This is a genomic window from Pseudonocardia benzenivorans CB1190 (assembly GCF_000196675.2).
GTDB classification, from domain to species: Bacteria; Actinomycetota; Actinomycetes; order Mycobacteriales; family Pseudonocardiaceae; genus Pseudonocardia; species Pseudonocardia benzenivorans.
In genome coordinates this window covers 4501259-4514843 of sequence record NC_015312.1, presented here as the reverse complement: position 1 = coordinate 4514843, position 13585 = coordinate 4501259, and the positions used below count along the sequence as shown (strand labels likewise).

General features: G+C 73.5%; 10 protein-coding genes. 6 read left to right on the top strand and 4 right to left on the bottom strand.

What is annotated here, in order from left to right:
• Nucleotides 1-99: 99 nt before the first annotated feature.
• Nucleotides 100-2121, bottom strand: a complete 2022-nt coding sequence (locus PSED_RS21035; RefSeq protein ID WP_013676264.1) for an oxidoreductase — start codon at nt 2119-2121, stop codon at nt 100-102.
• Between the two features lie 242 nt (nt 2122-2363).
• Nucleotides 2364-3218 (bottom strand): IclR family transcriptional regulator, encoded by an 855-nt coding sequence (locus tag PSED_RS21030; RefSeq protein ID WP_013676263.1) that lies wholly within the window; start codon nt 3216-3218, stop codon nt 2364-2366.
• A 172-nt stretch (nt 3219-3390) separates the two neighbouring features.
• On the opposite strand from PSED_RS21030, the gene PSED_RS21025 reads away from it, so the two are divergent.
• From PSED_RS21025 to PSED_RS21005, 5 genes are read left to right on the top strand one after another with little or no spacing between them, the layout of a single operon-like run.
• A complete protein-coding gene (locus PSED_RS21025; protein WP_013676262.1) occupies nt 3391-6264 on the top strand; it encodes an oxidoreductase in 2874 nt (957 codons plus the stop codon).
• Nucleotides 6261-7640, top strand: coding sequence for a M20/M25/M40 family metallo-hydrolase (locus PSED_RS21020; protein WP_041761887.1), 1380 nt, complete (start codon nt 6261-6263; stop codon nt 7638-7640). The genes PSED_RS21025 and PSED_RS21020 overlap by 4 nt, the downstream gene beginning before the upstream one ends.
• On the top strand, nt 7637-8506 hold the full coding sequence (locus tag PSED_RS21015) for an alpha/beta fold hydrolase (RefSeq protein ID WP_013676260.1): 870 nt from the start codon (nt 7637-7639) through the stop codon (nt 8504-8506). Before PSED_RS21020 ends, PSED_RS21015 begins: the two co-directional genes overlap by 4 nt.
• 21 nt (nt 8507-8527) lie before the next feature.
• Nucleotides 8528-9643, top strand: coding sequence for a class I SAM-dependent methyltransferase (locus PSED_RS21010; RefSeq protein ID WP_013676259.1), 1116 nt, complete (start codon nt 8528-8530; stop codon nt 9641-9643).
• Complete coding sequence (locus PSED_RS21005) at nt 9640-9909, top strand: hypothetical protein (RefSeq protein WP_013676258.1); 270 nt, start codon at nt 9640-9642, stop codon at nt 9907-9909. The genes PSED_RS21010 and PSED_RS21005 overlap by 4 nt, the downstream gene beginning before the upstream one ends.
• A 519-nt stretch (nt 9910-10428) precedes the next feature.
• On the opposite strand, the gene dmpG is transcribed toward PSED_RS21005, so the two are convergent.
• Together dmpG and PSED_RS20995 are read right to left on the bottom strand one after the other, a co-directional pair.
• Entirely contained in the window at nt 10429-11463 is a 1035-nt protein-coding gene (gene dmpG / locus PSED_RS21000; RefSeq protein WP_013676257.1) for a 4-hydroxy-2-oxovalerate aldolase, read from the bottom strand.
• Nucleotides 11460-12365 carry an acetaldehyde dehydrogenase (acetylating) gene (locus PSED_RS20995; protein WP_013676256.1) on the bottom strand — a complete coding sequence of 302 codons (906 nt, stop codon included), beginning with the start codon at nt 12363-12365 and terminating at the stop codon, nt 11460-11462. The genes dmpG and PSED_RS20995 overlap by 4 nt, the downstream gene beginning before the upstream one ends.
• Between PSED_RS20995 and PSED_RS20990 the strand changes: the two genes are divergently transcribed.
• The gene (locus PSED_RS20990) at nt 12364-13173 is read left to right on the top strand and encodes an IclR family transcriptional regulator (RefSeq protein WP_083845243.1); all 810 of its coding nucleotides are present in this window, start codon (nt 12364-12366) and stop codon (nt 13171-13173) included. The two genes, PSED_RS20995 and PSED_RS20990, sit on opposite strands and share 2 nt — an antisense overlap.
• Nucleotides 13174-13585 lie beyond the last annotated feature (412 nt).

Genomic DNA, 13585 nt, shown 5'->3' with positions numbered 1-13585 from the left:
CGGCAGATCGTCGTGCCGGCGGGGCCGGCGGATCATCCGGGCCGGCGGGTGCCGGCGCGGCGGTTCGGTATGCAGATGTCGATCGGTTCGCGTGCGGGTTCAGCGGGTCAGCGCGAGCAGGAACGGTGCCGGGTCGTGCACGGTGGTGTGCACCGCGCCGGCGAGCCTGCCCTCGTAGACGGCCTCGAGCGCGGTCCGCGGGGAGTTGGCGTCCCCGGCGAGGTGCAGGCGCGGACCCGGCCCGTTGCCGACGAGCGCGTCCAGCGCGCGGTGCAGCTCGTCGTCGGCCGAGCCGGACCCGGCGTCGACGACGAGCGTGACGCCCTCCACGCGGGCGCGGGTCCCGCCGACGACCTCGACGAGGTCGACCGCGTCCGGACCCGCCGCCTCCGGCGTGCACATCAGGTGGACGTGCACCCCGAGGTCGGACAGCCGCGGGACCAGCGCCAGCTTCGAGTAGGTCGTGATCTTCGGGCTCAGCGGCGCCGACGGCGAGACGAGATGGACCTCGGCGCCGCGGCGGGCGAAGCGCTCGGCGAGCGAGGCGGCGGGCCAGCCGCCGTCGTCGTCGAGCACGAGGACCGCGCCGGTCGGCGCCTCCTCGGCCTCGACGAGCTCGACCGCGGTCCAGGTGTCGACGACGCGCGGACCTCCCGGCAGCTCACGGCGCGCAGGGCGCGACCCGGTCGCGACGACGACGTCGTCCCAGCCGCCGTCGAGCACCTCGGCCGGGGTGACCCGGTGACCGGTGACGACCTCGGTGCCCGCGTCGCGCACGGCGCGCTCGAGGTCGTCGACCAGCAGCACGAGCCGCTCGCGGCCCCCGACCCGCGCCGCGGTGCGCAGCTGCCCGCCGAGCCGGTCGGCGGCCTCGACGAGCCGGACGGTGTGGCCGGCCCGGCGGGCGGACAGCGCCGCCTCCAGGCCCGCGGGCCCGCCGCCGACGACGAGCACCCGCCGTGCCGGCGCGGTCGCGGCGCGCTCCCGGTGTGCTGCCCACTCGCCCTCGGCACCGACCTCGGGATTGACGACGCACGAGATCGGCAGGCTCTGCTCGACGCGCGCGATGCAGCCCTGGTTGCACGCCAGGCAGTTGCGGATCTCGTCCGGGCGACCCTCCGCGACCTTGCGGACCAGGTGCGGGTCGGCGATGTGCGGCCGGGCGAGCGCGACGAGGTCGGCGTCGCCGTCGGCGACCAGCTCGGCCGCCTCGGGCAGCGTGTCCAGCCGGCACACCGCGATGACGGGCAGGCCCGGCAGTGCGCGCCGGAACGCGGCGGCGTGGTGCCGGAACGGCGCGTGCCCGAAGCTCATGTCCGCCATCTGCGTCGAGAGCGACCAGCTCCCGTGGTAGGCGGAGTGGCTGACGTGCACGTAGGCGAGCGGGAACTCCTCGCGCAGCAGCCCCACGATCTCGATCATCTGGGCGACGTCGAGGCCGCCGGGCAGGAACTCGTCGGCGCTGATCCGGATGCCGACGGGCAGGTCGGTCGCGCTCCGGACGGTCTCGAGGACCCGGCGGCTCAGCCGCATCCGGTTGCCCAGCGAGCCGCCGTACTCGTCGTCGCGCTGGTTGGTGACGGGGGAGAGGAACTGCTGCAGCAGATGGCCGTGGCCGAGGTGGACCTCGAGGCCGTCGAGCCCGGCTCGGGTCATCCGGGTGGCGGCGGCGCCGAAGGCGTCGACGACGGTGTCGAGGTCGCGGCGGCCCATCGCCCGCGGCACCTGGGCGCCGGAGGTCCAGCGCAGCGGTGAGGCCGACCAGGCGACGGTGCGCGTCGCGTCGCCGTTGGCCTGCCGGCCCGCGTGCATGATCTGCGCGAAGATCTTCGCGCCCTCGGCCTGGACGGCCTGCGCGACCTCGGCGAAGGCGGGGATCGACGAGTCGTCGAAGCTGCCGAGGCTGATGTGGCGCCCCGCGCTCGTCGGGTGCACGCGCACCGCCTCGGTGACGATCAGCCCGACTCCGCCGCGCGCCCGCTCGCGGTGGTAGTCGACGTGGCGGCGGGTGGGCAGGTTCGCGTGCCCGAAGTTGGTGGTGTGCCCGGGGACGACCACGCGGTTGCGCAGCGGGACGCCACCGATCGTCACGGGCGAGAGCACCGCCTTGACCGCGTCCACTCGTTCTCCCTGTTCCGGTGAGCCGTACGGCATTCCGATGAGAGGAACGTAGAGGGGCGTTCCGTCAGAGTCAACGGCCAGTTCGTTATGGTCGTGTTTCGAGGTACTGAATCGATTTCAACTGGAACGACGACGGGAGCCATGTGCGGGCCCGCAGGGTTGGGGCGCTCCTGCGTGTGCGGGCGCTCGACCGGCATCGGGATCGGAACGGTCGATCGGGGTGATACGGACCCCGAGCGTCGTCAGAAGGTGAGCGACTGCCCGTCCCGGTCGAGGGGCGAACGCCCCGTCGCGGAGTCGGGGCCCGCCGGTCGGCGCGGACCACCGGGGGTGGCCCGCCCGGCGAGCGCATCGGTCACCAGGGTCGCCGCGGCGACCACGTCGGGTACGACGGCGGCGATCCGCTCGTCGGTGAGGCGGAAGCGGGGGCCGCACACCGAGACCGCGCCGACGGCCACGTCGGCCCGGCCGAGGACGGGTGCGGCGACCGAGGCGGCGCCGGCCTCGCGTTCGCCCACCGACGCCGCGTGGCCGTCCGCGCGGATGCGGGCGAGCTCGGCGCGCAGCCGGTCCGGGTCGACGACCGTCGCCTGCGTCACCGCGCGCAGGTCGCGGGACAGGGCGAGGTCGATCTCGTCCGGGGTCGAGAACGCGAGGATGCACTTGCCGACCGCGCCGGCGTGCAGCGGGAGCCGGCGACCGACCTCGACCGACATCGTGATCTCGTGCGCCCCGACCACCTGGTCGAGGAAGAGCCGGCCGCCCGGCACCTTCGCGCTCACGGTCGCCGTCTCGTGCAGGCGGTCCCGGAGGTCGACGAGATGGGGCAGTGCGACCGCGCGCAGGTCCGAGTCCCGCAACGCCCGGCTGCCGAGGGACGCCGCGGCGGGGCCGAGCCCGTACTCGCGGCTCGCGGCGTCGTAGGCGACCAGGCCGCGGCCGGTGAGGGACTGCAGGATGCGGTGGACGACCGCCTTGGACAGACCGAGCTCGCGCGCCGCCCGGGTGACCCCGATCGTCCGCGGCCCGTCGGAGAAGAGCAGGAGGATGTCGGCGACGCGCTCGCTCGAGCTCGTGCCGCCGGTCGCCTCGGGCACCTGCACCTCATTCCGCTCAGAGGAACAATAGACGAACCGCCGCCAGGACGTCGTCGCACCAGGTATCGCGCCACCGACGACGTCTTGCCTTCGATCCCGGTAGATGTTCTCATCGCTGCGCCGGGAATACAACGACAGATGTTCCTCTTGGCGGAACGAGGAGGCCGACGTCGTGACCGACAGGAATGACGCGCCGCCGCCGGAGCGGGTGTTCCGGCCGTTGACGCTCGGTCCCGTGACCTTGCGGAACCGGATCTTCGTCTCGGCCCACACGACGAACCTCGGCGAGCGGCACGAGGTCTCCGACCGGCTCGTCGCCTACCACCGAGAGCGTGCCGCGGGCGGCGTCGGGCTCGTCGTCACCGAGGGGCTGCGCGTCCACCCCACGAGCCTGAAACGACCCGAGGCCCTGTCCGTCTGGTCCGACGACGCCGTCGCGCCACTGCGCCGGCTGACCGCCGCCGTCCAGGGCGAGGGCGCGGCGATCTTCGCCCAGATCCTCCACTCGGGACGGGAGGCCGCCGACGACTACACGCGGACGCCGTCCTGGGGACCGAGCCCGATCCCCTGGAGCCGGGGCGCGGCCGTACCCCACGCGATGACGACCGACGAGATCGACGAGCTGGTCGACTGCTTCGCAGGCGGCGTGCTCCGCGCCGCGGCCGCGGGGTTCGACGGGGTCGAGATCCATCTGGGTCACGGGCACCTGCTGCAGCAGTTCCTCTCGCCTATCAGCAACGGACGCGACGACGAGTACGGCGGCACACCCGCGAACCGGGCGCGGCTCGTCGAGCGAGTCCTCACCCGGACCCGGGGCCTGGTCCCCGCCCACATGGCGTTCGGCGTGCGGATCAGTGCCGAGGAGTTCGTCGACGGCGGCCTGGGCGTGGACGTCATGTCGCAGTACGCCGCGCAGTGGGCGTCGAGGTACCGGCTGGACTTCGTCGACGTCAGCCACTCCGCCTACGTCGGCGGCCCGTCCCTGTCGACACAGATGGCCGACATGTCGCACGGCCCGGCGCCCTTCGCGCATCTCGGGAAGGCGGTGCGCGACCGGCTGCCCGACGACGTCGCGACGCTGCTCGCCTGCCGGATCGACTCCCTCGACGTCGCCGAGGACGTCCTGGCCGCGGGATGCGCCGACGCGACGGCCATGACGCGCGCGCACATCGCCGACCCCGGCCTCAATCGCAAGCACCGCGGCGGCGAGGTCGTCCGCAGGTGCACCTCCTGCAACCAGCTCTGCATAGGCCGCTCGTCCGGCGGCCTGCCCATCAGTTGCGTCGTGAACCCCGAGGTCGGCCTCGAGGAGGCCTGGCGCGAGGCCTACGCCGCAGCCGACCGGGTCGTGACCGGCGGACGTCCCCGGCTCCTGGTGGTCGGCGGCGGCCCGGCCGGGATGGAGGCGGCGCTCACGGCCACGCGGTGGGCGGACGTCACACTCGTCGAACGTGAGCCCGCACTCGGCGGTGCGCTCCGGACGGCCCGTGCCCTGCACGGCCGGTCCGGTTGGGCCCGGCTGGTCGAGGACCAGGAGCGGACGTGCCGGGAGTGCGGCGTCGAGCTCCGCCAGGGCGTCGCGTTCGACGCCGGCCTCCTCACGGCCGAGCCGTGGGACGGGATCGTGCTCGCGACGGGCGCCGTCGTCGGGCCGCGATGGAGCGACGACCGCGACCCGGTGCGCTGCTTCGGCTCCGGCGTGCCGGATCCCGCCGGTGTCCGGCGGGCCGCCGTCCACGACGACCGCGGCGGCTGGGAGGCGTGGGGCGTCGTCGCACACCTCGTGCACCATGGCGTCGAGACGCACTACGTGACGCCGCTGCAGAGCCTGGCGCCGGGCGTGACGATCTACTCCCGACTCGGCCTGCTCGCCGGACTGCGCGCGTCCGACCTGCTGCACGTCCACCTGATGACGACCGTCTCGGGGTGGCGCGACCGCGTGCTGACCCTGCGGGCGAGCCTGCCGGACACCGAGACCGCCGTCGCGGACGTGGACGCGCTGTGGGACGCCGGCGTCGCGACCCCGGCTGCGCCACGTCGACTGCCGGTTCCCCATCGTGTCGTCGGCGACGCCTACGCGCCGCGCGGCGCGGGATGGGCCGTCTACTCGGGGAGGCTCGGCGCGCTGCGCATCCTCGCCGACATCCGACACCGCGACGACCCCGTGGCCCGCTCGACGGCCCAGCGGGGCCTCGACGCCGATCGGCGTGTAGCACACGTCGTACCAGGGAGAACCGTGAAGATCTGGTTTCAGAAGCATACGATCATCGGCCGCAACCCGTGGCTCGACGAGACCTACCCGAGACACGCGACGGCGATGCTCGGGGACCGCGCGGACGTCACGTTCGTCGGCCTGCCCGGCGCGGTCTACGACGACCAGATCCCGGCCGACTACGTGCGGTTCGGCCAGATCGAGGTGTTCTTCTCCTGGTACTTCGCCTCCCAGGCGGTGAAGGCCGAACGCGCGGGCTACGACGCCTACGTCATCGGCACGAGCCAGGACCCCGGGCTGGCGATGGCCCGCTCGCTGGTCTCGATCCCGGTGCTGGCCTACGGCGAGACCGCGTTCACCCTCGCCCGCACCCACGGGCTGCGCTTCGGCGTCGTCGGTTTCATCCCGGAGCTCGAGGAGGCCCTGACCGCCAACATCCGGGCACTGGGGCTGGCGGACTCCTGCGTGGGGTTCCGGTACCTCGAGGGCGGACGCGACCTCGTCACCAGCGCGACACGTGACGGTCGCACCGACGCGCTGGCGGCGGCGATGGACGAGGCCGCGACGACGTTGCGCCGCACCGGGGCGCAGTGCATCGTCCCCGGTGAGGGGCTGCCCAACGAGATGCTGTGGGCGGCGGGCATCCACGAGGTCGGTGGGCTGCCGGTGATCGACTGCGACGGCCTGGTGATGCTCACCGCGGAGATGCACGCCCGGGCCCGCCGGCTCCGCGTGTGGGCGCCCGACGACGACAGCTACGACACCCGTCGCGCGCCCGACGAGGTGATCGACCGGATGACGGAGATCTTCAGCCCGGGCGGTGGGAGGTGGTGACCCCCGCCGCGCCCGCTCAGGAGCGTGTCGCCGCGGTCTGGGAGGCGATCGACGCCTCGTTCGACGGCTACCTCGACGAGCTCGAGGAGCTCTGCCGGTTCCGGTCACGGCGCGAGGAACCCGACGGGATGCTCGCGACGAAGGAGTGGATCGAGCGCCGGCTACGCGCCCTGGGCGCGTCGATCGAGGTGGTCGAGTCCGCCCGCGCCTACCCGTACCTGCTGGCCAGGGTGGGGACCGGCGAGCGCTCGCTGCTGAACTTCAACCACTACGACGTCGAGGTCGAGCCGCCGGGACCCGACGAGGCGTGGACGACACCGCCCTACGAGCCCGCGCGCCGCGACGGTCGGATGTTCGCCCGCGGCATCGCCGACGACAAGGCCGCGCTGCTCTCGCGGATCCACGTCGTCGACGCGTTCGTGAAGGCCGGCGTCGAGCTCCCGGTCGAGGTGCGGTTCCTGATCGAGGGGAAGCGCACACTCGGCGCTCCGGCCCTGGCGGAGGTGGTCGACTGCTTCCCGGACTTCGTCCGCGCCGACGGTGCCCTCTGGGAGAACTCCTGGAGCGACTTCGACGGAAGGCCGCTGCTCAAGCTGGGGGAGAAGGGGATCCTCTACCTCGAGCTCCGGTGCCGGGCGCTCGACCGCGACCTCAGCTCGCAGAACGCGATCCTGCTCCCGCAGGCGGCCGCGCGCGTGACGGCCGCCGTCGCGGCGCTGACCCGATCCACCGACGGGCGGCACGTCCCCGGCTTCCTCGAGTCCGTGACGCCGTGGGGCGAGATCGACGCCGCGACCCTCGCGGCGATGCCGTTCGACCGCGAGTACCTGATCGGCCGGGCCGGGGAGTCGTTGCGCGAGAGCCTGACCGCCGTCGACGCCCCGGCATACACCGTCCGGACGTCACCGACGATCGTCCTGTCGTGGATCCACGCCGGCCCGCCCGCGGGGTCGGTCGCGCTCGGGGTCCCGGCCGAGTGCAGTGCGGGCATCGAGGTCCGGCTCGTCCCCGGCCAGACGACCGACGGCGTGCTCGCGGCGTTCCGCTCGTTCCTCGCGGGGGAGGGCCTCGACACCGGCCTGGAGATCGAGGTGCGGCGGGCCGGGGAGCCGGAGTCGACGGACTCGTCGGGATGGTTCGCCGGTGTCGTCGCGGCCGCGGCCGAGCTCGCGCACGGCGTGCTGCCGGTGCTGGAGGCGACGACGGTGTGGATCGGGACGCGGGCACTGGTGGCCGCGGCCGGTGTGCCCGTCGTGGGGGTCGGGATCGCGCGTCCGGACTCCGGCGTCGACGGGCCCGACGAGAACATCCTGATCGAGGACTACCGCCTGGCGTTGCGGCACCTGGCGGCGATCATCGTCGGGATGGCGACGTGACGGCCGCGGACGCCGGGTGGGGTGTGTCGACCGTCCCCACGGCTCGGGGACGGGTGGGGGTGCGGCTGCGCCCCGCGGCCGACCACGGCGTCGTCACGCCACTCGTCGCCATCCTCCACCAGTCCCCGCTCTCGGGCTGGACACACGAGCCGGTCCTCGACCACCTCGGCCACCGCGGTCCGGTCGCCGTCCTCGACACGCCGGGCTACGGGCTCTCCGATCCGCTCGACCCGGCGACGGACGACCTCGCCGTCTACGCCGCCACACTGTGGGACGCGATCGAGATCGTGCGCGCAGGCAGGCCCGTCGTCCTCGTCGGCCAGCACACCGGCGGCCACCTGGCGATGATCATGGCTGCCGCGCACTCCGGGGTCGTCGCCGCGGTCGTGTTCCACGGTGTGTCGCTCTACACCGACGACGAGCGGGCCGAGCGAGCGGCCCGCTATGCCCCCGACATCGAGAACGCCGGGGACGGCACCCACCTGGCGACGATCTGGGCACGGCTGGCCCACCTCTATCCGGACGTCGACATCGCGCTGCGCAACCGCGCCGTCTGCGACTACCTCGTCGCCCGGCCCGGGTATGCCAGCGCATACCGCGCGGTCTTCGCGACGCCCGTCGCACCGATGCTCGAGGCGTTCCGCACGACGGGGATCCCGTCGGCGGTGCTGATCGGCTCCGCCGACCTGATCGCCACCCGCCAGGACCGGGTCGCCCGCGAGCTCGGGAGCAGGGTGGTCCGTCTCCCCGGGCTGACCGACTTCGCCCCGTGGGAGGCGCCGGCCGACTTCGCCGCGGCCCTCGACGAGCTGGTCGACGAGCTCCTCACCCAGGGGTCCGGTCCCGGCGGCCCGCACGAGCACTGATCGGACGGAGGAAGGACAGGGATGGCCCGCATCGCACTCGACACCCTCGGCGACGACGACCGCCGCCGCATCGACTACCTGACCGCGATGAGGAGGCTCTGGTCGACCGAGGTCTTCGGACGGCTGCGCGACGAGTTCGACACGCTCGCCGCCCGGGAGGGCGCCCCGACGACCCTCGAGGAGGCGGGTGAGCTGGTCGAACGGTGCCCGAGCTACGCGTGGTTCGGCTTCCTCGAGCGCGGCGCCCAGGTCCTCAAGTGGCGGGTCGTGAACGACGTCGTCGCGCGGAACTGGGAGACCCTCGGCGAGGACCTGCGCCCGCCGCACCTCGCGCGCGCGGAGCTGGACCCGGAGCTCGAGCTGCCGGGCTGGTACCGCGACCACGACATCCACTGTCAGCCCGGCGGTGTCTGGGGAGCGGCGCCGTCCGCGCTCGTGTACGAGATCGGGACCCAGGTGCTGCACATCGGCCGCAACCGCGGGCTCGAGCTGCACCGCAGGTTCACCGCGACGTTCCCGGGCGAGACGTACCGGCGGATCGTCGACATGGGGTCCGGGTTCGGCAAGAGCACCCGTCCGTTCAAGGAGCGGTACGCCGAGGCCGACGTCATCGGCATCGAGTTCTCCGGACCGTGCGTCCGGCTCGCCGCGACCAGGGCCGACGACGACGGCCTGGAGATCACCTTCCGGCAGGGCGATGCTGCCGCGACGGGCCTGCCCGACGGCACCGTCGACGTCGTCACCGGGACGATGGTGCTCCACGAGATGCCGCCCGACGTCCTGCGCGCGACGTTCGCCGAGGCGGCCCGCATCCTCACGCCCGGAGGCATCGTGCGGTTCCTCGAGTTCAGCCGCACCGGCGACCTCTTCCGGGACGCGGTGATGGAGGACCACGCCTGGCGGCAGAACGAGCCGTTCATGCCCGGGCTCATGGAGTTCGACGTCGTACGGGAGCTGTCCGCGGTCGGGCTGGCCGGGGCGCGGTGGGTGCCGTTCGACGAACGGACGGGCGAGCTCCTGCCCGAGGGCTTCCCGGAACGAGCCGAGTGGCATCTGCCGTGGGCGGTGCTGGAGGCGCACAAGCCCGCTCTGGCGGCATCGACGACACCGCCGGCGCCGGCGGAGGGAGCAGCATGATCGACATCGATGACGTCGTGGAGGGGTCGGAGCCCGCCTTCCTGGGCAGCGCCACCGTCGACCAGCTGGCGGCGATGGTGCTCACGCTCGGGATGGAGCTCTCGGTGCTCGCCGCCCGGGTCGCCGAGCTGGAGGGCCGGGATCCCGCGACGGACAGCCAGTCGGCGTCGAGCCTGCTCGACCGGCTCTTCGCGAACCTGCGGCCCAGCAGCGGGCACGCCCGCCCGCTGGTCGCGGAGCGCCTCGACCTCGCCGTCCGTCCCTGACGGCCGGCGGTGGCGTGATACACGGGCTGACCCCGATCCGTGGCGACGTCACCGGTCGCGGGTGAGCACCAGCGCGGAGCCGTCCTCTGGGCGCCGGACGTCGCGACGGCGACGTCGTGGCGGGGCCCCGGCCCTGGACCTGCCGGACGGCCTCGGCGACGGTGTTCGTCCCGTGCAGGTAGCCCTCCCCGAGCAGCCCGCCGTGGGTTCTCCAGCGACATGAGGACTGCCTCGCTCCGCTCGTTGTGCAGGAACGGCACTTTCCCGCAACTGGACTGCCGGAAAGGGCCGTTCCTGGCGGCAGGAGGCCGGTGACGTTGCGGGCGTGGTCTGGGTGAGGACATCGCCCGGCCCGGCCCGGCCCGGCCCGGCGCACAGCACGCGGCGGCGGAGCGCCGGCGCGGCACAGCACGACGCGCCGAGCCGTCGGGGCGACGGGCTCGGCGCGCGTGTCGTCGGGGAGCCGGCGGGTCCGGCGTGGTGGTGTCCAGGAGCCGGCGCGGGCCGGCGCCGACGTGGTCAGGAGCCGGCGCGCTCGGCCGCCAACCCGATCGCCACGTCGATGATCATGTCCTCCTGGCCGCCGACGTAGCCCAGCTCGCCGCAGCGACGCAGGATCTCGTGCGCCGGGACCTTGTAGCGCTCTGCGGCCCGCTCGGCGTGCAGCAGGAACGACGAGTACACCCCGGCCCACCCCTGCACGATCGCGTTGCGGTCCATCTTCGGCCAGCGCTGCAGGTACGGCCGCACGACGTCCTCGGCGGCGTCGAGCAGGGCACCGGCGTCGAGCCCGGTGTCCACGCCGAGCCGGTCGAACACCGCGGCGAGCACCTCGGTGGGGGAGTTGCCCGAGCCCGCGCCGAGCGCGCACAGCGACCCGTCGATCGACCGGACCCCGGTCTCGTAGGCGATCACCGAGTTCGCGACGCCCATCGACAGGTTCTGATGCCCGTGGTAACCGACGAGCGCCTCGTCGCCGACCTCGGCGAGCAGCGCCTCGAACCGCGCCCTGGCCTCGTGCATCAGCAGCGCGCCCGCGGAGTCGGTGACGTACGGGCACTCGCACCCGGCGTCGACCATGATCCGCGCCTGCTTCGCCAGGTCGGCGGGGTCGGTGCGGTGGGCCATCATCAGGAAGCCGACCGTCTCCATACCCAGGTCGCGGGCGGCCGCGAAGTGCTGCGGCGACACGTCGGCCTCGGTGCAGTGCGTCGCGACGCGCACCATCTCCGCGCCCGCGTCGTGAGCCCGCTTGAGGTCGTCGACGGTCCCGATGCCCGGCACCAGCAGCACCGCGATCCTCGCCTGCCGGGCCTCTTCGCGGGCGGCGGCGATGAGGGTCATCTCGTCGGTGCCGGAGAACCCGTAGTTGAACGACGAGCCGCCGACGCCGTCGCCGTGCGACACCTCGATCCACTCCACCCCGGCGCCGTCGAGGGCACGGACGGTGTCGCGGACCTGCGTCTCGGTGAAGCGGTGGGCCATCGCGTGGCTGCCGTCGCGCAGCGTGGTGTCGATGATCCGGACGTCGTTGCGGAGTGCGCGCTTCGTCATGCGAGAGCTCCCAGCTCGGCGCGGGCCATCAGCTCGCCGGTGCGTGCCGCGGCCGCGGTCATGATGTCGAGGTTTCCGGCATAGGGCGGCAGGTGGTCGCCGTTGCCCTTGACCTCGAGGAACACGGCGACTCGGGCGTGCCCGCCCCACTCGTCGGTGGGCTCGTCGAACTGCGGCTCGGCACGCAGCGTGTAGCCCGGGACGTACTCCTGCACCCGCAGGACCATGTCGTGGACCGACGCGGTGATCGCGGCGCGGTCGGCGTCGGCACCGATCATGCAGAACACGGTGTCGCGCATGATCATCGGCGGTTCGACCGGGTTGAGGACGATGATCGCCTTCCCGCGCGCCGCCCCGCCGACCTCGGCGACGGCGCCGCCTGTGGTGTGGGTGAACTCGTCGATATTGGCGCGGGTGCCCGGTCCGGCCGACCGCGACGCGATCGAGGCGACGATCTCGGCGTAGGGCACCGGGGTCACCCGGGAGACGGCTGCGACCATCGGGATCGTCGCCTGCCCGCCGCAGGTGATCATGGAGACGTTCGCCGCGTCGAGGTGGTCCTCGCCGTTCACCGCCGGGCAGACCATCGGGCCGAGGTGGGCCGGGGTGAGGTCGACGGCGCGAATGCCCGCCGCCTCGTAGCGCGGCGCATTGGCCAGGTGCGCCTTGGCCGACGTCGCCTCGAAGACGATGCGCGGCAGCGGGTCCTGGGCCAGCAGCCAGTCGACGCCGCCCGCCGACGCCGCCACGCCGGCCTCGCGGGCCCGGGCCAGGCCCTCGGACTCGACGATCCCGGCGACGTAGCGGACGTCGAGCACCGGGCTCCGACGGAGTTTGACCAGCAGGTCCGTGCCGATATGTCCGGGGCCGACGATCGCGACCGGCACCTTCGGGATGTCCATGGACTGGACGATCGCACCGCGACGACGCAGGCTGGAAGGCGTGCGGTCCACTCATCGGAACGGCGACGGGCCCAACTCCGTTCTCGGCCGGGCCCTGACGGTGCTCACCGCGTTCCGGCTCGGCGACGACGAGCTTTCGCTCGCCGAGATCGTGCGCCGCACGGGCATCGCGAAGGCGACGGTGCACCGGTTGGTGAGCGAGCTCGCCGAGTGGCAGGTCGTGGAACGCAGCCCGGGGGGCGGGGTGCGGCTGGGGATGCGCCTGTTCGAGCTCGGCCAGCTCGTGCCGCGGCAGCTTGGCCTGCGCGAGGCGGCGGTGCCGTTCCTCGCCGACCTCTTCGAGGCCACCCACGAGACCATCCACCTCGCGACGCCCGACGGCACCGAGGTCGTCTACGTCCAGAAGCTCGAGGGCCGCTCGGGACCGCGGGTGCCCTCACGCGTCGGCGGCCGGATGCCGATGCACTGCACCGGCGTCGGCAAGGCCATCCTCGCGTTCGCGCCGCCGGAGCTCCTCGACGACGTCCTGCGCGCCGGCCTCACCCGCCGCGCCCCACGCACGATCATCGCGCCCGGCCTCCTGCACGCCGAGCTGGCCCGGATCCGCGAGCGCGGCGTCGCCTACGAGCGTGAGGAGTCGGGTGTCGGTGTCACCTGCGTCGCCGCCCCGGTGCTCGACGCCGACGGACGCGCGCTCGCCGCGCTGTCGATCACGGGCTGGGTCAACCGGTTCGACGCCGAGCGGCTCGCCCCGGCCGTTCGCACCGCGGCCCTCGGCCTCACCCGCGCGCTGGCCGTCGTCCGCTGACCGGCCGCAACCTCACTGTCGTCTCCGGGCGGGAAAGCGACGCTCAGGTTGCGCCCGGCGGGTCGTCCTTCCGCGTCGCGGGGGCGCGTCCGGTGTTGCCTGCCGACCCCGGGCGCAACCTCGCTGTCGTCGCCGGGCGGGAAAGCGACGCTCAGGTTGCGCTCGTCGGCCGCATCCGGGCCGGTCGCGCTCGCTCGCAATCCCGCGCGCAACCTCACTGTCGTCGCCGCGCGGGAAAGCGACGCTCAGGGTGCGCCCGGTCGTGGCGGCGCGAGCGGGCGGCCCTGCCGAGCGTGCTGAACGGGGCGTCGCAGCGGCTCCGTGACGACGAGGTTGCGTCGGGCAACGAACGGGTTTCGGCTGAAGCCGGTTCCTTGCATACAACCCGACTACAGGATATTTTCTATTCACT

Excerpts from the sequence above, each read along its gene's own strand:
- PSED_RS21005 (WP_013676258.1), top strand. The coding sequence starts at position 9,640 with ATGATCGACATCGATGACGTCGTGGAGGGGTCGGAGCCCGCCTTCCTG.
- dmpG (WP_013676257.1), bottom strand. The coding sequence starts at position 11,463 with ATGACGAAGCGCGCACTCCGCAACGACGTCCGGATCATCGACACCACG.
- PSED_RS20995 (WP_013676256.1), bottom strand. The coding sequence starts at position 12,365 with ATGGACATCCCGAAGGTGCCGGTCGCGATCGTCGGCCCCGGACATATC.
- PSED_RS21010 (WP_013676259.1), top strand. The coding sequence starts at position 8,528 with ATGGCCCGCATCGCACTCGACACCCTCGGCGACGACGACCGCCGCCGC.
- PSED_RS20990 (WP_083845243.1), top strand. The coding sequence starts at position 12,364 with ATGGACTGGACGATCGCACCGCGACGACGCAGGCTGGAAGGCGTGCGG.